The sequence below is a fragment of the Corynebacterium sp. CCM 9204 genome, from assembly GCF_041357695.1.
Taxonomy (GTDB): domain Bacteria; phylum Actinomycetota; class Actinomycetes; order Mycobacteriales; family Mycobacteriaceae; genus Corynebacterium.
Genome location: NZ_JAUERX010000004.1, coordinates 230,458 through 251,619, shown reverse-complemented (window position 1 = coordinate 251,619; position 21,162 = coordinate 230,458). Strand labels below are relative to the sequence as shown.

The 21,162-nt window shown below is 60.8% G+C and carries 21 protein-coding genes; 10 read left to right on the top strand and 11 right to left on the bottom strand.

Features of this window, described 5'->3' with window-relative positions:
- Positions 1 to 627 precede the first annotated feature (627 nt).
- The 7 genes from rplI to QWU43_RS09860 form a co-directional block, all read right to left on the bottom strand.
- A complete protein-coding gene (gene rplI, locus QWU43_RS09890) occupies positions 628 to 1,080 on the bottom strand; it encodes a 50S ribosomal protein L9 (RefSeq protein WP_370914882.1) in 453 nt (150 codons plus the stop codon).
- A gap of 133 nt (positions 1,081 to 1,213) precedes the next feature.
- Positions 1,214 to 1,798 (bottom strand): single-stranded DNA-binding protein, encoded by a 585-nt coding sequence (locus QWU43_RS09885; RefSeq protein WP_370914881.1) that lies wholly within the window; start codon positions 1,796 to 1,798, stop codon positions 1,214 to 1,216.
- A 105-nt stretch (positions 1,799 to 1,903) separates the two neighbouring features.
- Positions 1,904 to 2,191 (bottom strand): 30S ribosomal protein S6, encoded by a 288-nt coding sequence (gene rpsF / locus QWU43_RS09880; protein ID WP_267174148.1) that lies wholly within the window; start codon positions 2,189 to 2,191, stop codon positions 1,904 to 1,906.
- 161 nt (positions 2,192 to 2,352) lie between these two features.
- Positions 2,353 to 2,571, bottom strand: coding sequence for a hypothetical protein (locus QWU43_RS09875; RefSeq protein ID WP_370914880.1), 219 nt, complete (start codon positions 2,569 to 2,571; stop codon positions 2,353 to 2,355).
- On the bottom strand, positions 2,564 to 4,114 hold the full coding sequence (locus QWU43_RS09870; RefSeq protein ID WP_370917749.1) for a glycosyltransferase family 87 protein: 1,551 nt from the start codon (positions 4,112 to 4,114) through the stop codon (positions 2,564 to 2,566). The genes QWU43_RS09875 and QWU43_RS09870 overlap by 8 nt, the downstream gene beginning before the upstream one ends.
- Positions 4,115 to 4,234: 120 nt before the next feature.
- Positions 4,235 to 6,322 carry a transglycosylase domain-containing protein gene (locus QWU43_RS09865; RefSeq protein WP_370914931.1) on the bottom strand — a complete coding sequence of 696 codons (2,088 nt, stop codon included), beginning with the start codon at positions 6,320 to 6,322 and terminating at the stop codon, positions 4,235 to 4,237.
- A gap of 136 nt (positions 6,323 to 6,458) precedes the next feature.
- Complete coding sequence (locus tag QWU43_RS09860; protein ID WP_370914878.1) at positions 6,459 to 6,818, bottom strand: DUF5318 family protein; 360 nt, start codon at positions 6,816 to 6,818, stop codon at positions 6,459 to 6,461.
- Positions 6,819 to 7,073: 255 nt separating this feature from the next.
- Here QWU43_RS09860 and QWU43_RS09855 point away from each other — a divergent pair, with 255 nt between their 5' ends.
- The 3 genes from QWU43_RS09855 to QWU43_RS09845 all read left to right on the top strand — a co-directional run bounded on the left by QWU43_RS09855 (position 7,074) and on the right by QWU43_RS09845 (position 9,126).
- Entirely contained in the window at positions 7,074 to 7,526 is a 453-nt protein-coding gene (locus tag QWU43_RS09855; protein ID WP_370914877.1) for a MarR family winged helix-turn-helix transcriptional regulator, read from the top strand.
- A gap of 75 nt (positions 7,527 to 7,601) precedes the next feature.
- Positions 7,602 to 8,552, top strand: coding sequence for a universal stress protein (locus tag QWU43_RS09850; RefSeq protein WP_370917748.1), 951 nt, complete (start codon positions 7,602 to 7,604; stop codon positions 8,550 to 8,552).
- Positions 8,553 to 8,643: 91 nt separating this feature from the next.
- Positions 8,644 to 9,126 (top strand): hypothetical protein, encoded by a 483-nt coding sequence (locus tag QWU43_RS09845; RefSeq protein WP_370914875.1) that lies wholly within the window; start codon positions 8,644 to 8,646, stop codon positions 9,124 to 9,126.
- A gap of 17 nt (positions 9,127 to 9,143) precedes the next feature.
- On the opposite strand, the gene QWU43_RS09840 is transcribed toward QWU43_RS09845, so the two are convergent.
- Complete coding sequence (locus QWU43_RS09840; protein ID WP_370914874.1) at positions 9,144 to 9,446, bottom strand: antibiotic biosynthesis monooxygenase; 303 nt, start codon at positions 9,444 to 9,446, stop codon at positions 9,144 to 9,146.
- A gap of 86 nt (positions 9,447 to 9,532) precedes the next feature.
- On the bottom strand, positions 9,533 to 10,447 hold the full coding sequence (locus tag QWU43_RS09835) for a rhodanese-related sulfurtransferase (RefSeq protein ID WP_370914873.1): 915 nt from the start codon (positions 10,445 to 10,447) through the stop codon (positions 9,533 to 9,535).
- A gap of 123 nt (positions 10,448 to 10,570) precedes the next feature.
- On the opposite strand from QWU43_RS09835, the gene QWU43_RS09830 reads away from it, so the two are divergent.
- The 7 genes from QWU43_RS09830 (at position 10,571) to QWU43_RS09800 (ending at position 17,161) form a co-directional block, all read left to right on the top strand.
- Positions 10,571 to 11,446: a siderophore-interacting protein gene (locus QWU43_RS09830; protein ID WP_370914930.1), complete on the top strand. Its 876-nt coding sequence runs from the start codon at positions 10,571 to 10,573 to the stop codon at positions 11,444 to 11,446.
- Between the two features lie 17 nt (positions 11,447 to 11,463).
- Positions 11,464 to 11,736, top strand: coding sequence for a hypothetical protein (locus QWU43_RS09825; protein WP_370914872.1), 273 nt, complete (start codon positions 11,464 to 11,466; stop codon positions 11,734 to 11,736).
- 139 nt (positions 11,737 to 11,875) lie between these two features.
- A complete protein-coding gene (locus QWU43_RS09820) occupies positions 11,876 to 12,691 on the top strand; it encodes an Fpg/Nei family DNA glycosylase (protein ID WP_370917747.1) in 816 nt (271 codons plus the stop codon).
- Positions 12,692 to 12,920: 229 nt separating this feature from the next.
- Positions 12,921 to 14,645 (top strand): carbon starvation protein A, encoded by a 1,725-nt coding sequence (locus tag QWU43_RS09815; RefSeq protein WP_370917758.1) that lies wholly within the window; start codon positions 12,921 to 12,923, stop codon positions 14,643 to 14,645.
- A gap of 1 nt (position 14,646) precedes the next feature.
- Positions 14,647 to 14,922, top strand: coding sequence for a cory-CC-star protein (locus QWU43_RS09810; RefSeq protein ID WP_370914869.1), 276 nt, complete (start codon positions 14,647 to 14,649; stop codon positions 14,920 to 14,922).
- Positions 14,913 to 15,911 carry an ArsA family ATPase gene (locus tag QWU43_RS09805; RefSeq protein WP_370914868.1) on the top strand — a complete coding sequence of 333 codons (999 nt, stop codon included), beginning with the start codon at positions 14,913 to 14,915 and terminating at the stop codon, positions 15,909 to 15,911. The genes QWU43_RS09810 and QWU43_RS09805 overlap by 10 nt, the downstream gene beginning before the upstream one ends.
- A gap of 323 nt (positions 15,912 to 16,234) precedes the next feature.
- The gene (locus QWU43_RS09800) at positions 16,235 to 17,161 is read left to right on the top strand and encodes a hypothetical protein (protein WP_370914867.1); all 927 of its coding nucleotides are present in this window, start codon (positions 16,235 to 16,237) and stop codon (positions 17,159 to 17,161) included.
- Positions 17,162 to 17,289: 128 nt separating this feature from the next.
- Here the strand turns inward: QWU43_RS09800 and leuS are convergent, their stop codons facing one another.
- The gene (gene leuS / locus QWU43_RS09795) at positions 17,290 to 20,166 is read right to left on the bottom strand and encodes a leucine--tRNA ligase (RefSeq protein ID WP_370917746.1); all 2,877 of its coding nucleotides are present in this window, start codon (positions 20,164 to 20,166) and stop codon (positions 17,290 to 17,292) included.
- Positions 20,167 to 20,255: 89 nt separating this feature from the next.
- A complete protein-coding gene (locus tag QWU43_RS09790; RefSeq protein ID WP_370914865.1) occupies positions 20,256 to 21,095 on the bottom strand; it encodes a hypothetical protein in 840 nt (279 codons plus the stop codon).
- Positions 21,096 to 21,162 lie beyond the last annotated feature (67 nt).

Sequence of the window (21,162 nt, the reverse complement as noted above, 5' to 3'; positions counted from 1 at the left end):
GGGCTGTCACAGCCACAGATCCACAGTAGGGGAGAAAAACCAGATCCCGTCATTCAGAGGAGCGCGCCCGGGTCTCCCCAGCGGAAAAGAAAAAGGGACGTTATCCACAAGGGTTGTGCACAGACCTAGGGAAAGGTGTGTTCTGTGCTGGGGATTCTCCAGCATGCCTGTGGATAACTTGTGGACAAACCGCCGAATTTTTCCCGAAAATGAGATGAACCCGCAGGTCAACCCTGCAAAATAGGCTGTTAGTAACTATCAGTAAGTCGTGGATAACTACCCCTCACCAGCCGGTTTGACAGCACATGGTGCGGAGAGTTAGGCAGGTTTACGCCGGTCAGGGCGTCGTGTTGCGTCAACCCCGGAGAAAGTTATCCACAATTTGACTCCCCTTTTCACAACCGTGTCAAAAGGGTGAGCGAACCAACACAGAGCACTCCACGCAACCCCTGCGATATCTCACCCAAGCGCCTCACCGGACCGGTTCCAAACCGGAAAAGACCACGGCCCCCGTCTCACCGACCCCATGGACGCAGTTCAGTACGTCTGGGGAGGGAGCTACGGGGGCCGCGGCTGCTGTTGTCGTTGGGTCGGCACAACGTGCCGACCGCCGTCTTGCCACCTTTCTTAGGCGGAGACGACCTCAAAGTTAATCGGCGCGGTGACGTCACCGTGCAGCTTCACATCAACCTGGTAGGAACCGGTCGACTTGACCGTTCCCTTAGCCAACTTGACATTGTGCTTGTCCAGGGTCGGGCCACCGGCCTTCTTCACTGCATCGACGATGTCGTCTACGGTGACGGAGCCGAAGAGCTTACCCTTGTCGGAGGTGCGCACTGCGATGGAGACACCGGTGAGCTGCTCGAGCTGTTCCTTGACCTCGCGAGCGTGGTCGGTATCGCGGATCTCGCGGGCCTTCTGGGCACGCTGAATATCCTGGATCTGCTTTTCCGCGTTGCGGTTCGCAACGATGGCGTAGCCACGCGGAAGCAAGAAGTTACGTCCGTAGCCGGCCTTGACCTCGACGATGTCCCCGGGGACACCGAGATTGTCAACGGCGGCGGTGAGGATCAGCTTCATGATCCCTGCCTTTCGTTCTGCTCCCCGCCAGGTCGGACGCCACCTGCGTGGCACCCCGACGAGCGGGAATAATGTGGATGATTGATGCTGGGACGTACCTGTCGTTCTGTTCGAGCCCGAAAAGGGGATCCAATCAGAACGGAGGCTCGTCATCGGTTGAACCACCGAAACCACCGGATTGTGGGGCACTGTTCCACGGGTCATTGTCAGGGGCACGGTTGGCGTTGCCACCGCCGAAACCACCGGCACTCTGGCCGCCACCGAAACCGCCACCGGCGTTACCGCCGCTGAAGTTCCCGGCAACAGCGTTACCGCCGCCACCGAAGTTGCCGCCACCCTGGCCGCCACCCCTGGGGATGCGCGCCACCTGGGCCGTCGCATACTTCAGGGAGGGACCGACATCGTCGACCTCAACCTCGAAGACACTGCGCTTCTCGCCCTCGCGGGTTTCATAGGAGCGCTGGCGGAGCCGACCTGTGACCATGACACGCATTCCCTTGCTCAGGGACTCCGCGACATTTTCAGCGGCCTGGCGCCAGACGTTGCAGGTAAGGAACAGGGCTTCACCATCCACCCACTGCTTCGACTCCGCATCGAAACGACGCGGAGTCGAGGCGATCCGGAAATTGGCTACGGCCGCCCCCGAAGGGGTGAACCGGAGCTCCGGGTCAGCGACGAGATTGCCGACCACAGTGATGTTTGTATCTCCCTGTGCCATACCTTGAAACGACCTTCCTTTATGACTCGTGTACTGGGGGTTCACCGCCCGCCACCAGTGGCGGGGACTGTGTACGGGAAAAGTTCTCCCTACCAGTGTCCCTGTTTAACGGTCTGCCCGCAGCACCTTGGTGCGCAGGATGCTGTCATTCAGGTTCAGCAGACGGTCGAGCTCCTGCACTGTCGCCGGCTCACATGTGAGCTCGATGACGGCGTAGATGCCCTCTTCCTTCTTGTTGATCGGGTACTGCAAGCGACGCTTGCCCCAGATGTCAACCTTTTCCACGGTGCCGTTTTCCTTGCGGACAACCTCGAGGAACTTATCCAGGGACGGAGCGACAGTGCGCTCATCCTGGGAGGGGTCGAGAATGATCATGAGTTCGTATTGACGCACGGACCTCATCACCTCCTGTGGTCTAGTGTTTTGGATCGGCCACACCCTTGTGGTGTGGCAGGAGGGTTCGTTGCGTCAGCAACCCCACCAGCGTACACCAGGCGCACCTGCCCCGTGAACCAGAAATCTCGAAAAAGCTCCGTTCCCATTACCGGGCACAACTAGCCCGTTCCATTTCCGGCGAATAATGTGGCCCAAAAGATCGCGATCACCGTTGGCACAACGGTGATAAAGAAAATGGCGATGGTGAACAAGGTCCAGGTCAACTTCGGGTTCCGCCGGTAGCTGAAGCTTGCGTAGGAGCCGCCAAACAGGAGAAAACCGATAAACACACTCGTCATAGTGATGAAGACCACGGTGTTTCCCACAAGATCACGCATCCTTTCCGCCACCGGCATCCGTCACCGCGTATTGATCCGAGCCCACTGCTCTCTGCAGTTCGCCCGGATCAGCGCTTCGCGGGCCATCAAAGTCGCCCGCGAGCGGATCCTCACCGTGATGGGCCGCGAGTACCGCATCCTCGCTCAACCCGAGCATCTGACGAACCACAAGGACCATGATCACGACCACGAAGAACCCGCGGATGATGAGGGCGATGTTGAAGAGCTCTGCGGGGGCACCGAGTGCGTCATCACCCGCCATGAACCACATCCTGACCGGCCAGACCAATACCTCAGACAGCATCCACGCGGCGAGGAGTCGCCAGCGGGGAAGCGCCAGAACGGCGAGTGGGACCAGCCAGAGGGAGTACTGGGGACTCCACACCTTATTGAACAGAAGAAATGCTCCGACGATGAGGAATACCAATTCAGCGACCCTGGGTGTCCGACGCGCCCGCAGACCGAGCACACCGATAAGGACACACGCCCCGATGAAAAGAATCGTCGACACGGTATTCAGGATGACAGGTGGGGTGGCACCGTGATCCCAACCCGCCCATCCGGTCTGGCGTTCGATGAGGGCGTAGACACTGTCCCAGTCCGCGACCCGTTCCGAATTGAGGCGGAAAAACTCCAGCCATCCCGCCCGGAAAGCCAGCATCACCGGAAGATTGACCAACAACCACACCACGGTGGAAGTCCCGAGCATGACCAGGAACGGACGAATCGTGCGGTTCCGCAGCGCGAGAACCAGATACGCCCCAAGCAGGAACAAAGGCCAGAGTTTCACCGCCGTCCCCAGACCGATCAGGACTCCGGCCAGCCCGGGTTTGCACCGGGCGGCGGCGAGCAGTGCCCCCACGGCCACAGCGACAGCAAGAATGTCGTAATTGGTGAAGGCGTGTGCGATCACCAGTGGTGAGGCCGCCACCAGAACCGTATCCCAGACACGGTTACCGGTGAGGATGACCGTCCACCGGATGGCCAGAATCCAGAAGAGCGACAGAACCATCGCCGTGAGAGAGAAGTAAATCGCCGCAGATGGGACCGCGAGCCCGGTTGCGGCGATGACCGGAACCAGCAGCCGGGTGAGTCCAGCCATTCCCCACTGAAATAGCCCCGCAAGCACCGGATACTCCATGTAGCGGGTGGTTCCATCCGGGTCAGTCCACGAGTACTTGTACGGGAAGTGGCCTCCGGACAGACCATTGTTTCCGTAGAGAGGCACGATATCGCTATAACAGGCCGACAAATACTGTCTGCTACCGGACCAGTCGAGGCTGACCACGCCGTCCGATCCGACCGTCCCGCCGAGGCAGTTTGCTTTGGAGAGCCATCCGAGCGCAAGGAACACCAATGCCACGCAGAGCAACACCCGGAGCGGAGTGATCACCCGGGAGGTTCCCGGAGCGCTGAAGCGTCCCATCGGGCCACCGAGAAATACCGTTATGTCCCGGGCCAGTGGCTCGTCGCGGCCGGGTTGTCGCCGCTCCAGATCACGGACTGTATTTGTCGACGGTCGGGGATCCGGGTGTGTACTCATCGTCCTGATACCTGGCATTCGATTCTGTTCATGGGTCGGGATTACTCTGCCCCGGCTCTGACGCCGAAATCCCGCAGATCGGAGCAACCCGGGCACCGGAGGCCCGGTGCCCGGGGCAAATCAGTTGAAGATGTTCGGGACAGTGACGCCGGGAAAGATCTCCACTTCTTCCGGTGGGGCGGGAGTCGGCTCGATGGGGATCACAGGGACACTTGCTTCATCGGCTCCATCGGCCTCGCCGCCGTCCTCTGAACCGGTATTAGCGGTGTCAGACTGCGGTGTCGGGACCGACCGGGTTGTGTTCCGTACCGGAGGTACGTATTGCGGCGCCGGAGCGTTGTTGAAACCGAGGGGTTGAGGATCCGGGAACTGTTCGAGGGGCTTGCCTTCCAGCGCCGTATCCATGGTCGCCTTCCAGATCTGCGCAGGCAACCCGGCGCCATACATGTTTCCGCCCCAGTAGTTACGCAGCGGACTGTTATCCACAGTACCGACCCAGACCACTGTCGCGAGCTGTGGCGTGGCCCCGATCATCCAGGCATCCTTGTTGAAGCCGGTGTCACCCAACTGGGTTGTGCCAGTCTTCGCCGCAGAGGTCCGTCCCCCGGCAAGCTGGTTCTGGTTCGACCAGGCTGCGATAGGGGCCATCGCACTCATCACATTGTTCGCGACATTGGCGGCCACCCGACGTTGACCTGTGGTGGCGGTGTGTTCGTAAAGAACCTCGTTGTTCGAGGTTTCAACCTTCTCCACGAAGTAGGGGGCATGCCAGACCCCTTCGTCCGCGAGTGTTGCCAAAGCGATCGCCTGATCGAAGGGCCGGGACTCGTACTGTCCGAGAATGATGCCCTCATAGGGCTGTCCGCCGTTCTCGGTCAGGGTCGCAGGGAACCCAGGTAGTGATCGGGCCATGCCCAGCGCATGGGCCATGTCGGCGACATCCTGGGACCCATTGGCCAGATCCTGTTCCAGGCGGATAAAGCTGGTGTTGTGGCTGCGCTTGAGCGCCTCAGCGATGGTGCAGTAACCGCAGTCGTTCCCACTGACGTTGGTGACGGTCACGTTACCGGTCACGACGGGGGCTGAGGAATACATAGTGGTCAGTGGAATGCCTTGCTGAAGCGCGGCAGCCAGGCCGTAGATCTTGAATGTTGAGCCGGTCTGGATGGGGGCATTGGCGTAGTCCCATCCCGCCGCATCGTCACCACCGTAATAGGCACGAACGGCACCGTTGGACGGTTCAATGGAGACCACCGCTGAACGTAGTTTCTCGTCCTCTCCCTCGAAAAGCCGATTCACGTTATCGACGACCGCATTTTGGTTCCGGATATCGATTGTGGTGGTGATCCGCAGGCCCCGGGTATCCAGGTCCTCCTGTGTGATACCGATCTGTTCGAGCTCCGCCACCACCTGGTTCTTGATCAGCCCGTTGGCTCCGGTGGCTTCAACATAAGCCTGGTTCAGAGCCGGGTCAACGACCTCGGGGTACTCGGTGGCGTCCCGCTCCTCCGGAGAGAGGTATCCGGTGGCCACCATTCCGTCCAGAACATAGTTCCACCGTTGTTCAGCCTCTTCTCGATTCGTCCACGGATCAAGCTGACTCGGGCGTTGGATGGAGGCCGCCAACACCGCAGACTCGGCGGGTGTGAGTTCTGCGAGAGGCTTTCCGAAGTAGGCTTCGGAAGCAGCCGCGACACCGTAGGAGTTACGACCGAAATAAATGGTGTTCAGGTAAGCACCGAGCACATCGTCCTTCGACCACTCATTCGCCATCTTCGCACTGATGACGAGTTCCTTGAGCTTCCGCTCGTAGGAACGCTCATTACCAACGACCGCGTTCTTCACGTACTGCTGCGTGATGGTCGAGCCACCACCTGCGGAATCATCTCCGGTGATCTGCCCTTTAATCGCCCGGGCGAAACCACTCACGGAGAAGCCCGGGTTCGTGTAGAACTCCCGATCCTCGGCGGCGAGTACCGCGCCCCGCAACGACTCCGGGATCGCATCCAGATTCACCTGCTCACGGTTGCCTTCGGGCGGGACGATACGGGCGAGCTCGGTGGTGGAGTCCGAGGCGTAGATATTCGAGACCTGCTTGTTCACCAGCTCTTCAGGCTCCGGGACATCCGCCAGTATGTAGGCCGTCACGACCGCCACCACGGGGACGGCGATGAACAGCGCGAACGCGATCGCCAGGGACCAGACGATCCGGCGTCGACGGGGGGACCGGGGCGGTGTATCCACCTCGTCCTCGTCGTTGTTGTCCAACCGGTTGTTACTTGTCACCTTTGTGTCCACTCCATCGGATTGTTTCTGTTCACTTCACATGCATGAGGTAGTTGGTTCAGGGGCCCACCTCCCGGGCACTGAGTAGGTAATTCCAGCTACAGTCGGGGCAGACCTCGACGGTGTGCACGGTGAATTCCCGACCTGCATCAGCGAAACGCTCGATCTCCTCCACACTCCGGGCACTAGATGACATCTTCCCCAATGACTCACCAAATATCCACAGGACGATCCGGAGATCATCGGCGGCACAGATCGGACAGGGACGATCCACGGGCTGACCGTGAAAACGTGACGCTGCGAGAAGCCGGAAATCCGCGTCACACACGGAATCGCGGGACACCCGTCCCGCACGCCAGTCAGCCAAGAGACGACGGCGCGCCCACTGATGACTGACCTCACCGGAATAATTGACCACGGTGCCAGTCTATCCGCGTTCAACGATGCCCCATCGGACGGGACGGTAGGTGGAACCAGTCGAGACCCGAAAAATGGACACCTCCCAACACCGTTACTTTCGCGGTTGAACGCGGTTGAACAGAGCACTCGACCGGCTAGTGAAGCCCGAACAAAGCAAACATTACGCCCACATTAACTCCGCACCGACGACGCAGCGTATCCGTGCTAAATGACAATTACGCTACCATCAGCAAAAGCAGTTAAGATTGGGAATATGACTGCCGCAACCCCGATGGACATCGCCGCACAAATTCGGCCTGCCATGACGAAACTCTACGTAACCTACTTCCGCATGGCAGAGCAATCCGATCTCACAGGTCCTCAGCTAACCATTCTGACACGGCTCGCTGAACACGGAGCGTCCCGCATCAGTGAGGTGGCCCGTCAGGAGGGTATCCGGATGCCCACCGCGTCAAACGCACTGCATCAGCTTGAGCACCGCGGCATGGTGGAGCGCATCCGTGACACGAGTGACCGGCGCGGCGTCCGGGTCCAGCTCACTGAACTGGGACGCAGCGAACTCAAACGGGTCGGGGATGAGCGCACCACATACCTCGCCGACATGCTCTCTTCCCTAAGCACTGAGAAACTTGAGATTGCCGAGCAAATCATTCCCGTCATCAAGGAACTGGCCGAGCGCTATTCCGCCGACCAGAAGAACGCCTGATAATCACCGTCGACGGATGAGCGGCCGCCTTCCCGCGGCGGCACCGTGACCCGAGGTAGAGGACCGACCGAACGAATGCCAAAGAAGAACACCGCGTCGGGGGAAACCCCTTCGCCGATGCGGGTTCTCGTTGCCTGGCGGCCAGACGCCTCCGGTACTGAAGCAGTGGAGTTCGCTGCCTGGCTGGCACGGACCACACCTATCCAGGTACGGGCGGTCACCGCGTTCACCCGACCATGGCCGTCGTCTTCCCTCAGTCGGCTGGGCGGCAAATACAAGAAGTGGCGCAAGAAAGAGGCGTCCGCCTGTGAATCCCGCGTCCGCAAGGCCCTGACCACTGCTGAGCTACCCGCCTCCATGTGGGATAAGACGGTGTCCGTCTTCGCCGAAGGTCCTTCGGAGACCTCGATCCTGACCCAGGCCGCCGAGGAGTTCCGGGCTGATGTGATTCTCCTCGGCTCTCACGGTTCGGCACCCAAGCGCCGATTCATGGCCGGGTCAACTGCCGACGCTCTTCTGCACTCATCTCCACGTCCCCTCGGGCTCACTCCACGCTCCCCGAAACTCTCAAGGCGCGGAGTGACACGAATCAACTGTGCATTCATCGACTCCGAGAATGACCGCAGCTTTCTCACCGACGCCGCCGACCTGGCATCCCGTTGGGCCGTACCATTACGCATTGTCTCCTTCGCACCCGAGGGCATCGCCGATTCTCCCGTGAAAAGCACCATCGATCTGGAATCGGAGATCCTGGTGGAGTGGCGGGAACACACCCTCGCGGTACTTGACCAGGCTCGGGATGCAGCCCTGGACCGGCACCCGGAGATTACCGTCGATACCGAAATAGGATCCGGTTGGGGGTGGTCCGGCGCTGTGGAGTCGGTGAAGTGGAGGAAGGGTGATCTGCTCTATCTCGGATCGGAGCACTTGGGATCCCTCGAACGGGTCTTCATAGGTTCCAACACGAATGAGATCCTCAGACATTCCCGGGTACCCGCGATCATTCAACCTGCACACGGCCGATGAACTCCACCCAGCACGCCGAGGAGACTCAACCCCGGCTATCGTCATAAAGGACCGAGGAACTTCGCTGAAACGTGGAAGGCTGGAATAACAAGTGAGCGACACCGGAACCGGGGGAGGCGACGGCGAGCAGAACAGGCGTATCCACCTCGACCCCGTGCTCGACAGTGCCCCCCGACGCGGCGCCTCTGATTTGGACTATGAGGCTGATCCCCTGCTGCGACTGGAACGCAACAATTCCTCGACACGGCAGGCCATCGTGTTCGCGCTCGCGGTACCTCCACTGACGTTTCTCACCGCATTCGTCATCGCGATGATTTCACGCGCCCACGGAGGCCCACTCTGTGACGCGGGAACGTCAATCTGGATCTGCTCCCGCACCTACGAGATCCTCTTCCCGGTTATACCGGGTCTGGTAACGCTGGGTGGAACCTTCGGCGCCGCCTACATCACCTACCGGCGCTGGGCGCGCTACGAACGCTGGCGCCCCTGGCTCGCCGCCCTCTGGCCTCTCATGCTCTTCTCCCTCGCATGGATCACCGGGGTGGGGACAATGGCCGTCATCGGTTCCTCCTAGAATCTCCTCGGGAGACCCTAGGGGGTGGCTTCGAGGGCAATCTCGAATTCGAGAAGCTCAGCCCCTGTCGCCACCGATTGCTTCTTCTCGCCGGAATGCGCCTTACGTGCATCACCGTCGCGCCATGCAACATAAGATTCCTCGTCCGCCCAACGGGTCACCACGAAATAGCGTTCCTCACCAGCGATAGGGCGCAGGAGCTGGAAGCCCTCGAAGCCAGGTGACTCGTCGACCACATGCTTCCGGGCCTCGAAGCGCTTTTCCAGTTCGCCCCCCTGTCCTTCAGGGACGGTGATTGCGTTGATCTTCACGATGCTCATACCCCCAACCTACTCCCGGAAGGCCCAGACCGCAGCCAGGAAGAACCGCCGCCGCGACAACCTCAACCGACTATGCAGAGCCGGATTCAGGCAACATCGACAGGCACCGACGGGCGACAGTCCAGGCAATGGGAACCAACCGTCGTATCCGCGCAGTCATCACAGATCAGAACCAGGCGACGACACGCACCATTCACGCAGTTCCGGTAGGTGTTGGTTCCCGCAGCACAATGGACGCAATGCCCGATCTGCACGAAGTTGTGGTCTGTGGCATCCCCGAACTCCAGATGCATACGACGGTCGAAGACGTAGAGCGATCCCTCCCACAGACCCTCATTTCCGAAAGTCTCCCCATACCGGACTATCCCACCGTCGAGCTGATAGACCTCACGGAAACCGCGTTTCAGGAGAAGTGCACTCAACACCTCGCAACGCACACCACCGGTGCAGTAGGTGACCACCGGCCGGTCCTTGAGATCATCGTATTTCCCGGACTCGATTTCCGAGATGAAGTCATGGGTCGTCTCCACATCCGGAATCACCGCTCCCCGGAATCTACCGATCCCTGCCTCCATAGCATTACGCCCATCGAAGAACACGACATCGTCCCCCCTGGCCGCAACGAGTTGATTGACCTCTTCGGGTTTCAGGTGCACCCCACCACCGATGATTCCATCCTCGTCCACGTCGATGTCCTCCGGAGCCCCGAACGCAACCAGTTCCTCCCGAACCTTCACACTCAGACGAGGGAAATCGGCGGCCGATCCTTCGGAGAACTTGAACTCCATGTCACGGAATCCGGGATAGGAACGTGTCGCCCGGATGTAACGCTTGACCGAATCCAGCTCACCCCCAACCGTTCCGTTGATCCCGTGTCGGGAGATGAGGATCCGACCGGTGAGCTCGAGTGATTCGCACAGGGTGCGCTGCCACAGCATCACCGCCGTTGGATCAGAGAGCGGAGTGAAGCGGTAGTAGAGAAGTATCTTGCTGATGGCCACGATCAGGCAGTCTATCCTCCGGCGGAAAAATTTTCCTGCACACCCACTGCACTTTTTCGGATGAGTCAGTTAGCCTTGGCTAACCGGAGATCTTGCTGATCCACAGGAAAGGTCGTGACAGATATGTCTATGTCGTTGAAAAACATCATCTACCGAACCACGCTCAAGGCACTGTCAGCGGTGATGGGACGCACCATGGCCATGCCTACAAACCGGAATATCCGCGAGGAACTCGTACGGGCCACCGTCACATCGAACACGGAACTCGCGCCACAGTTGCGCCGCATCACCCTCCGAGCCGCCGGATTCAAGGGAATCAGCAGTGCAGGCCCTGACGAATACGTGGCCCTCATCATGCCCCCGGAGGGGAAGCGGCTCACCATGCCGGATGCCTCCATCCTGAATCCGCGGGCTGCAATCGCCGAAATGAACGAGGATGTGCGCCCCAACATGCGCTATTACACCATCCGCGAACTCCATCCCGAGGACGGGGAGATGGTCATCGACATCGTCACGCACGGGGCTTCCGGACCCGGATCCGCATGGGCCCTCAACTCGGTGGCCGGGGATGAGGTCGGGGTACGTTTCCTCTCCGCCACCTACCGGGAGAACGTACTTCCACAGCTACTCATCGCCGATGCCACCGCTGTGCCCGCCCTGTCCGCCATCGTCGAATCACTTGACGAAGATGGGCGCACCCGGACCCACGTCATCGTCATCGCCGAATCCGACGACCTCCTGGCCCCCGGACTGGAGGACATACTCTCAGGTGTCGGCTCCTACACCCGCCTGACCACCCCCCTCGCCGAGGCTCCCACGGCAGGTGTAGCCGCTATATCCGGGCTACCCGTGGCCGTCGGAGAACTCTCTTATGCATGGATCTGCGGAGAGCAATCCATCGCAACATCGCTCCGGAGGCACCTGACCAAGGATCTCGGTATGGACCGTAGGTCGATCTTCTTCTCCGGATACTGGAGACTGGGTAAGGAGCGGAGCTGATTCGGTAGGGTCACCGTATGGACTCCATGCTGTTGCCCGTGGTCATTCTCGCGAGTGGGACACTCTTGGCCGGATACCGGGGGGTCGCCGAATTTCGGAGCCCCACCGCGCATCCACTACTTCCAGCGAGTCCACATCTTCGGTCGGTACTGTGGCTCATCGCAGCAGTGTTTTTCCTACTTTCACTGTGGATACTGGTACGGGGCCTGATCATCGCAGGGGTGGTTGTCGGCGTATGCGCCCTGGTCGTGTGTGTCATCGCGGATCAGCACATGACGCGGAGACACTGAAAAACGGGTTCCTGTAAATCTTTTCAAGTTCTAAGATGAGATAAAAATATTATTGATGAAGTCAATTTTTTAACCGGGTTTTTCTTCCCAGCTCCCCGGCAGCAGACGACCAGTACACGTCCCCAAACACCGGAAAGTCATGCCCGAAGGTCACGTCATCCATCGCCTCGCCGATCGCATCAACACCACGTTCAGCGATCGGGAACTCGCATTCTCATCACCCCAGGGACGGTTCGCCACCGAAGCGAAACGGATCACCGGCCACCGGCTCACCTATGCCGAGGCATGGGGCAAACAACTCTTCATTGACGTGGACACCGATGACCCCGAGCACATCATCCACATTCACCTCGGACTTATCGGCGGACTGAGTTTCGCCCCTCACGCCGCCCCGAAGGGCCAGGTCCGCCTCCGCATCACCGACGGAACAACCGCCGCTGACCTCCGTGGGCCGCAATGGTGCCGGTTGATCACCGACACCGAACGCGACGCAGCCGTCGCCAAACTCGGAGCCGACCCCCTGAGAGCCGACGCCGACCCCGGATCCATCTGGACACGGGTCCATCGTTCGAAGAAATCCATCGGAACACTAATGATGGATCAGACATTGTTCGCGGGCGTGGGCAACATCTACCGGGCCGAGGTGTTGTTTCGACTCGGCATTGATCCCCGCACACCGGGAAAAATTCTGGACCGCAGTGAGTTCGACGCCATCTGGACGGACCTCGTCCTACTCATGGCCGACGGAGTCCGGGAAGGCCGGATCGATACCGTACGACCCGAACACACCCCGGAGGCGATGCACCGGGAACCCCGGAAGGATGACCACGGGGGAGAGGTCTACGTCTACCGCCGTACCGGACAACCGTGCCACATCTGCGCCACTCCCGTAGCGACGACGGTACTGGATGGCCGCAACCTGTTCTGGTGCCCCGAATGCCAGGCGGGTACCTAAAACAATCCCTGGTCATACGCCGGGACCATCACGTATCCCGTAGAGATTCCCCGCGTTTGGATGATCCCCGAAGGCACCCCCTTCTATGGTTTTTGCCGCCAAAACCTGTACCCACTACTGAACATGTGATCTAATGCACTAAATAGCCACATCATGTTCTCCCTCACATCGCCGCCGGACAATCATCTCTCGGATGCACCGGCACCGAAACGGAAAGACCTCCACCGCCATGAACGCACTCTTCCTCGCCATCATCGGCGTCGCCATGATGCTCGGGGGGTACTTTCTCTACTCCAGGTACCTCGGCTCACGGATCTACAAACTCAACGCTTCCTTCCGCACCCCGGCACACACCATGGAGGACGGCATCGACTATGTCCCCACTAACAAATATGTGCTCTGGGGACACCACTTCACGTCCGTCGCGGGCGCCGCACCTATCGTCGGACCAGCTATCGCGGTGATCTGGGGCTGGGTACCCGCATTCCTCTGGGTGACCATCGGCACCGTCTTCATCGCCGGGATGCACGATCTCGGAGCCCTGTGGGCATCCGGCAGGCACCGCGGCCAAACCATCGGTACCCTGTCCGGAAAGTACATCGGTCCACGGGGACGGAATCTCTTCCTGGTGATCATCTTCCTTCTTCTGCTGATGGTCAACGCAGCATTCGCCGTGGTCATCGCGAAACTACTGGTCACCACACCCACCGCCGTCATCCCCACCTGGGGTGCGATCATCGTCGCACTCCTCATCGGTCAGGCCATCTACCGCCTGAAGTGGAGCCTCCCACTGGTTTCCCTCGTCGGTGTCGTCACCCTCTACGCCCTGATGCTCACCGGTAACTCGATTCCCATCGTCCTCCCGGAGAGTATCCTCGGCCTGAATCCGAATGGCTTCTGGATAGTGGTGCTCTTCCTGTACGCCGGTATCGCCTCTCTTCTGCCGGTGTGGGTGCTGCTCCAGCCCCGTGACTACATCAACGGACTGCAACTGTTCGTCGGACTCATCATCCTCTACGGATCAGTGGCACTGTCCCTCCCGACCATCGTCGCCCCCACATTCAATACAGCGCTACCCGAGGCCACCCCCTCCATGATCCCGCTGCTGTTTGTCACCATCGCCTGCGGCGCAATCTCCGGATTCCACGGCATGGTCTCATCCGGGACCTCATCCAAGCAGATCGACAAAGAGACCGACGAGCGTTTCGTCGGATACTTCGGCGCGGTCGGGGAGGGCCTGCTCGCCCTCGGCGCGATCATCGCCACCTGCGCCGGTTACCAGACGATCACCCAGTGGCGTGAGGTCTACTCCGCATTCGGACAGGGCAGTGTCAGCGCATTCGTGGAGGGCGGGTCCGGGATCATCAATGCCGGGCTCGGACTACCCACCGGCCTTTCGGCCACAATCCTCGCAACGATGGCGGTGCTCTTCGCCGCCACGACGATGGACACGGGCGTCCGACTTCAGCGTCTCGTCGTTCAGGAGATCGGTGATCACCTCGGTGTGAAGCTGACCAACATTGTCGCCACCATCATCGTCCTCGTCGTCGCACTCGGCCTCACATTCTCCTCCGGTGGCGACGGCTCAGGTGGGCTCGCCATCTGGCCCTTGTTCGGCACGACGAATCAGCTCATGGCATCCCTGACCATGTCGATTATTTGCATTATCCTGATCCGGCTGCGACGGCCCTACAAGGTGGTACTCGTCCCGATGGTGTTCGTCATGGTGGTCTCCGTCTGGGCGTTGGTCATCCAACTCGGTGCGTTCTACACAGCCGGAAACTGGATGCTGCTCATCCTCGACCTCATCATCCTGGTCGCCGCGGTCTGGGTAGTCGTCGAGTCCATCCGCGCAATGCGGACCGCCCTGCAGACTCCACCGGTGACCGACGCCGAATTCGATGAAGCAACCGAGGTCCGGGACGAACCCGACGCCCACGCGAAAGTCCACTGACGTGGGCTGGTTCGCCGACCTGCACGCCCGCAGCCGTGCGCTGGCCGACGGCTTGGCCGAATTCTATGCCGGGCCGTACCGGGTATCGCTCCAGCGCGCGGCCCGAGACGAAGATGATCTGTTCATGATGCTCGTCATGAGCGAGGCACTCGGTGTCCCCAACCCCGCCAGCTATCACACCCTCGAACTCCTACCCGTCATGTACGACCGTTTCCATGAATGGCACCGACGTATGGGCATGGAACATTCACCCGTCGAGGGATTGTCATGCTGCTGAACCTCATTGATACCCGCCGCGTGGTGTTCTTCGGAGGAAAGGGCGGGGTGGGTAAAACCACACTGGCCTCAGCGACCGCAATGGCTCTCGCCCGACACGGGCGACGTGTACTGCTCGTTTCCACAGATCCCGCACACAATCTCGGGCATCTCTGGGGCATCCGCATCGGAGATGCCGTGACGGAACTCGACACCCGCCTATCCGCCGTGGAGATTGATCCCGCCGCCACGACCTCAGCTCACCTCGCCCGCGTCGAGGACACTATGCACAGGATGATGCCCCGACATCTCCACTCCGAGGTGTCCAGACACCTCAAATTGTCCGCGAACTCCCCCGGAACACACGAGGCTGCGATCTTGGAACGCATCGCCCGGATCGTGGACGAAGCTGTTGGTGAGTGGGACCACGTCATCATCGACACAGCGCCGTCCGGACACACGGCGCGGCTCATGGCACTACCGGAGATGATGGCAGCCTGGACGGACGGGCTCTTGGGTCGCCGGGCAAAGGCCGAGAAACTCGCCGAAGCAGCCGACGCTCTGGGGCGAGAAAGCCGGCGCGAACGTGACCTCATCGGGGGACAAGGCTCAACCGGCACCGAGACGGATCCCGTCCGTCTCCGCAATGAACGACTACGTGCGATCCTGGAGCAGCGTCGCAGCCTCTTCGACCGTTTCCGGCGAATCCTCACCGCCCCGGACACCTGCACCTTCATCATCGTGCTCACCGCGGAACGCATGCCGGTGCTGGAGACGGTCGAGCTGTGCACAGAGCTCACCAGAACCGGAGTGGATGTCGCGGCCGGGGTTGTCAATCGGCGCTCGCCACGGGATCAGGGAGAGTTCCTCGCCGCGCGTGCAACTCTGGAGGAGGAATTCATCCGTCAACTACATTCCCATTTGACAGGGCTCCCGATCATTGAGCTCCCGCTGCTTCCCGGGGAAGCGGCATCACGGTCAGCGCTGGAGGAGATCGGTCGCCGACTGTAACCAGCCGGATGATGGAGTTCCCCGTTTGTTGTTCCGAAATCCCGGCCTACCTGACCTGGCTTACCTGAGCGGTGTCCGGAAACAGTACACCGCGGTGCGCTCTCCGCCATGGACCATCAAGCGACCTATGGAATCGAGCGCCACCTGACAATTTCCAACGCAAACCATTCAAGGCCTTGGAACTTAGGGAAGGTTGAGCTAATTTTAGGCAGAGACGTGGGTGACCTCTCTCACTGTGATCAGATGCGCTTAACAATGATCGACAAACCAGCCAGCCCCAGTCGATCCCCCCGGACCGGCCCGAACCAAGGATGAAAACCACCGTGATCATCGTTCCCCGTGACATCGACTGGATGTTGGAGTTCACCTCCGGCCCGACCTTCCACGGCGCGATGCAGCTTTTCTCGACCGGCAGGGACCCGTTGGAGAACTGGCCGGTACTTGATCGTGCGGAACTCGCCTCAATGCCTGCCCGTTCGGAGCGTGGTGAGGCGGCACTGACTCTTGCAACAACTGGACACCACGTTCCCGTGACCTGCCTCGAAGAGGCACTCTTGCATCTGTGGGCCGTCGAGGAACTGCTTGCGACCGATGCCGCCACCGGAGTGACCGCACTTCATGCACCCCGTACACATTGCGCGCTTGACCAGCTCCGGCTCTTCTGTATCGCCCTCTCCGGGGTCCTGTTTGAACAGCGTCTACTGTTCTGGTTGATTTTTAACGACGAGGGCAGCATGGACTACCGGATCAACGGCGAAACCTACATCATGGGCCGTGGTGAACTCGGTATTCCGTGGGAGGTCGCGGTCAACGGTGAGTTACCGTTCCAGTTCGGAGAACTGTTCGACTCGCTCGTTCCCTGCCGTGACACGGTTCGCTGGGACCCGTGCCTGAGTTTCTACCCGGTGGGAAAACTGGACCTGTTCTTCACCGGTAGCCCCACCTCACAACCGTGGCTAACCGATACGGCGAGCAAGTTCCTCACCCGCCTAGCTGATCCCCGAGTGTGGCCCACGCTGACTGATCTGACCCGCTGTGACCCATACTTCTTCTTCGCGGCTTACCGCGGACACGCACTCAACCGGATACTCGATGAGGGAACCCCTCTCACAGTCGCTCTCAGTGTCATCGAGCAGCGGGTACCGGACCACGGCCCGGAGGAACTGTATCTGCGGCGACTCATGGAATACCTTGCACACTCCATCAACTCCGAGTGGACGTTCGCGTCACTCCTTGACGGCGGTGAGTGAGGGACCGACGGCACCTTCCACTGCTGGACAAGCACGATCAGCAGCACACACCACAAAGTCGCCGTCATCCGGGGTGATGCGTAGCTCCCAGATGACGGCGATTGAGATGGTGCGTATGGTACAGCGGGCTATTTCACCACGATGTTGATCAGTCGCCCGGGCACAACAATCTCCTTTACCACGGTTTTTCCTTCGATGTGCCCGGCCACGTTGGATTCTGCCTGTGCGGTGGCGATGATTTCCTCCTTCGTTGCATCCACGGGAACGGTGATCCGACCCCGGACCTTCCCGTTGACCTGAACGGGGAGTTCGACGGTGTCATCGGTGAGCCACTTGTCGACGAAAGCGGGGAAGTCCGTGTAGGTGATGGTATCGGTGTGCCCGAGACGCTTCCAGAGTTCCTCCGCGATGTGCGGCGCGATGGGCGCGACCATCTGCACGAGGGGCTCCACGGCGGCACGCGGCGTACCCGATGATGGGTAAGCCTTGGTGAGATGGTTGACGTACTCGATGAGCTTGGCCACCACAGTATTATCCCGTAGTTCGGCGTAATCTTCCCGGACTCCGGCGATGGTGCGGTGCAGGGCACGATTGTCATCATCGGTGAGCTCCGCGTCGGTCACGATCACGGCACCGGTATTCTCGTCTATTGCGAGACGCCACAGACGCTGAAGGAATCGGTGCGCACCGATGACGTCCTTCGTGGCCCAGGGCCGCGAAGCGTCGAGCGGGCCCATCGCCATCTCGTAGACGCGCAGTGTGTCCGCTCCGTAGTTGTCGCAGATCTCGTCCGGCGAAACCGAGTTCTTCAACGACTTGCCCATCTTTCCGTACTCCCGGTTGACCCTTTGACCACCGTGGAAGAACTCGCCGTCGATCTCCTCAACCTCGGCCGCGGGCACGTAGACGCCACGGTCATCGGTGTAGGCGTAAGCCTGGATGTATCCCTGATTGAACAGGTGGCGGTAGGGTTCCAGCGAACTGACATGACCGAGATCGAACAGAACCTTGTGCCAGAACCGGGAGTACAGCAGGTGGAGCACGGCATGCTCCACCCCGCCGACGTAGAGATCGACGCCACCCGGGTCCTGCGCACCGTGTTCCGCTGGGCGCGGTCCGGTCCAGTAGGCTTCGTTCTCCGGCGAGCAGAATATCTCGGCATTCGTCGGGTCGATGTACCGGAGCTGATACCAGGACGACCCCGCCCACTGGGGCATGACGTTGGTGTCACGGGTGTAGGTTTTCGGCCCGTCCCCGAGATCGAGTTCGACCTCAACCCAATCGCCGGCCTTGGCGAGCGGCGGGTGCGGCTCACTGTCCGCGTCCTCCGGATCGAAGGACACCGGGCGGTAGTCATCCACCTCGGGCAGCTCGACGGGAAGCATCGACTCGGGCAGGGCGTGCGCGACGCCGTCTGCGTCGTACACGATGGGGAAGGGTTCACCCCAGTACCGCTGGCGGGCGAAGAGCCAGTCACGGAGCTTGTACTGGATCGTGCCCCGGCCGCTACCCTGCTCCTCAAGCCAGGCAATGGTCTTCGCCTTGGCCGCCGCGAGCCCGAGGCCGTTGATATCCAGACCATTGTCGTTCGCAGAGTTCACGGCCGTTCCTTCGCCGGTGAAGGCGGCCTCGGTGATGTCACCACCGGAGACGACCTCCAGGATGGGAAGCCCAAAAACGGTAGCGAACTCGTGGTCTCGGTCGTCGTGGCCGGGAACCGCCATGATCGCACCGGTCCCGTAGCCGGTGAGCACATAGTCCGCGATGAACACCGGAACCTGCGCACCATTGACCGGGTTCGTGGCGTAGAAGCCGGTGAACACACCGGTCTTCTCCTTGTTCTCCTGACGCTCGAGGTCCGACTTCGCGGCGATGGCCGAACGATAGGCGGCGACGGCCTCGGCGGGTGAAGCCTGGCCGTAGGTCCAGCGCTCGTCTATCCCCTCGTAGGTACCGGTGCCCTCGGCGACGAGGACATCGACCAACTCATGCTCGGGTGCGAGCACGACGTAGGTGGCGCCGAAGAGGGTGTCGGGGCGGGTGGTGAACACGTCGATGGGATGCCCGGCGGCGTCGAAGGTGACTTCGGCTCCGCGAGAACGGCCGATCCAGTTGCGCTGCATCGACTTGACCTTCTCGGGCCAATCCAGAAGATCGAGATCATCGATGAGGCGATCCGAGTAGGCGGTGATCCGCATCATCCACTGGGAGAGGTTCTTGCGGAAGACAGGGAAGTTGCCGCGCTCGGACTTACCGTCGGAGGTGACCTCCTCGTTCGCCAGCACTGTGCCGAGTCCGGGGCACCAGTTGACGGTGGAGTTGGAGCGGTAGACCAGCCGGTAGGCGTCAACGACTTCAGCACGCTGCACACGGTCGAGGGTGGCGAAGTCGGAGCTACCGAACTTCTCCACCAATTCAGTGGGCACGGGGAGTTCGCCGGATTCGAGCAGCGGGATAAGCTCGCTGATCGGGCGGGCCTTACGCTGCGCCGGATCGAAGAAGGAGTTGAAGATCTGCAGGAAGATCCACTGCGTCCAACGGTAGTAGTCTGTGTCCGTCGTGGCGATCACGCGCCGCCGGTCGTGGCCGAGGCCGAGGCGGCCGAGCTGGCGTTCCATGTTGTCGATGGATTCCTGCGTCTTGATCCGCGGGTGGGTTCCCGTCTGGATCGCGTACTGCTCGGCGGGCAGCCCGAAGGCGTCGTATCCGAGGGTGTGCAACACGTTCTTGCCGAGCATGCGGTTGAAGCGGCCGTAGACGTCGGTGGCGATGTAGCCGAGGGGGTGTCCGACGTGCAGCCCCGCACCCGAGGGGAAGGGGAACATGTCCTGCACGAAGAGCTTGTCCTCCGGCAGCTCCGCGCCGTCCGCCGGGGCGAGATCCCCGACCGGGTTCGGCGCGTTGAAGGTGCCGTGTTCACGCCAGTGGTTCTGCCAGGTGCGTTCAATGCTGCCCGCCAGCTCCGCGGTGTAACGGTGTGCGGGAGTCTCGCTCGGTTTAGTCATAGAGCACAGTCTATAGCCGTCCCGCACGTCGATCAGCACAGGCCGCGACCCGGCTACCTATCGACTACCCATTGGCGCCGGAAACCGGCTCAGCAACGGGGGAGTATCGCCGCAAGCATGGCCGGAATGCGTACGGTGTCTGGGATCACATGCCGCAGGTTCAGGGGATCCACACAGCGGATCTGATTCTTGAGCTGTACACCGGTGACGACGCCCGGGGTCTCAGGCACCGTCGGGGGTTGGGGAACCGGGTCCGCGGGAACCACTGCGGCGTGAACGTCACGGGTGAGCTGTGCAGGTGGGCCATAGGTGCGCGCGGCGGCTGTCCACCCGTTGCCATAGGTCCCGGTGGCGTTGATCGTGCCGTCATCGGACCAGCCGAACTTCGTGGCCCAGGCCCCCGGAAGGGTAGCTGTACCGTAGTTCTGTGGATACCCGTCTGCGGCAACCGGAGTTGCGGCGGCCATGGCATCGATGATCGGCAAGGCTGTCGGATCGTTCCGGATGGCGGTCAGGAAGTGGACGACGTCATCGGTGGTCGTCGTACCCCAGCCCCAGTTCGGACCCGCTTGGCTCCGCCGCAGTCCGAAACGGTTTATGGTGTCGGCGATTGCCGTCGGATACTTCGCGGAGAGCCGCGATGCCGCCAGGTCGTCGGACGTTCGAATCATGTGTGTGACGGTATCCCGATCCACAGGGTCTCCGGCAGCGAGCACGCCGTACGCGAGGTAGAGCTTGGCGAGGGAGAGTGCGGGGCCGGTGCGGTCTCCTCGGACACTGAACACCGTGCCGTCACTGTTACGTACCGTGATTTCGGTGCGGTCCGGAACCAGCCAGGGCGTGACGGTAAGAGCTCCAGCCGATGGAACGGTAAAGAGCGTGCCGACGGCCACCAGCACTGTAACTAATAGTGTTCGGGTTTTCATCACCGCCACATTTTAAGCTCCCCACCCATAAAGACAATGGATATTAACGCTGAATGATGGTTTTTGATGG

Excerpts from the sequence above, each read along its gene's own strand:
- rplI (WP_370914882.1), bottom strand. The coding sequence starts at position 1,080 with ATGAAGCTGATCCTCACCGCCGCCGTTGACAATCTCGGTGTCCCCGGG.
- QWU43_RS09885 (WP_370914881.1), bottom strand. The coding sequence starts at position 1,798 with ATGGCACAGGGAGATACAAACATCACTGTGGTCGGCAATCTCGTCGCT.
- QWU43_RS09875 (WP_370914880.1), bottom strand. The coding sequence starts at position 2,571 with ATGCGTGATCTTGTGGGAAACACCGTGGTCTTCATCACTATGACGAGT.
- QWU43_RS09870 (WP_370917749.1), bottom strand. The coding sequence starts at position 4,114 with ATGAGTACACACCCGGATCCCCGACCGTCGACAAATACAGTCCGTGAT.
- QWU43_RS09855 (WP_370914877.1), top strand. The coding sequence starts at position 7,074 with ATGACTGCCGCAACCCCGATGGACATCGCCGCACAAATTCGGCCTGCC.
- QWU43_RS09850 (WP_370917748.1), top strand. The coding sequence starts at position 7,602 with ATGCCAAAGAAGAACACCGCGTCGGGGGAAACCCCTTCGCCGATGCGG.
- QWU43_RS09840 (WP_370914874.1), bottom strand. The coding sequence starts at position 9,446 with ATGAGCATCGTGAAGATCAACGCAATCACCGTCCCTGAAGGACAGGGG.
- QWU43_RS09830 (WP_370914930.1), top strand. The coding sequence starts at position 10,571 with ATGTCTATGTCGTTGAAAAACATCATCTACCGAACCACGCTCAAGGCA.
- QWU43_RS09825 (WP_370914872.1), top strand. The coding sequence starts at position 11,464 with ATGGACTCCATGCTGTTGCCCGTGGTCATTCTCGCGAGTGGGACACTC.
- QWU43_RS09820 (WP_370917747.1), top strand. The coding sequence starts at position 11,876 with ATGCCCGAAGGTCACGTCATCCATCGCCTCGCCGATCGCATCAACACC.
- QWU43_RS09815 (WP_370917758.1), top strand. The coding sequence starts at position 12,921 with ATGAACGCACTCTTCCTCGCCATCATCGGCGTCGCCATGATGCTCGGG.
- QWU43_RS09805 (WP_370914868.1), top strand. The coding sequence starts at position 14,913 with ATGCTGCTGAACCTCATTGATACCCGCCGCGTGGTGTTCTTCGGAGGA.
- leuS (WP_370917746.1), bottom strand. The coding sequence starts at position 20,166 with ATGACTAAACCGAGCGAGACTCCCGCACACCGTTACACCGCGGAGCTG.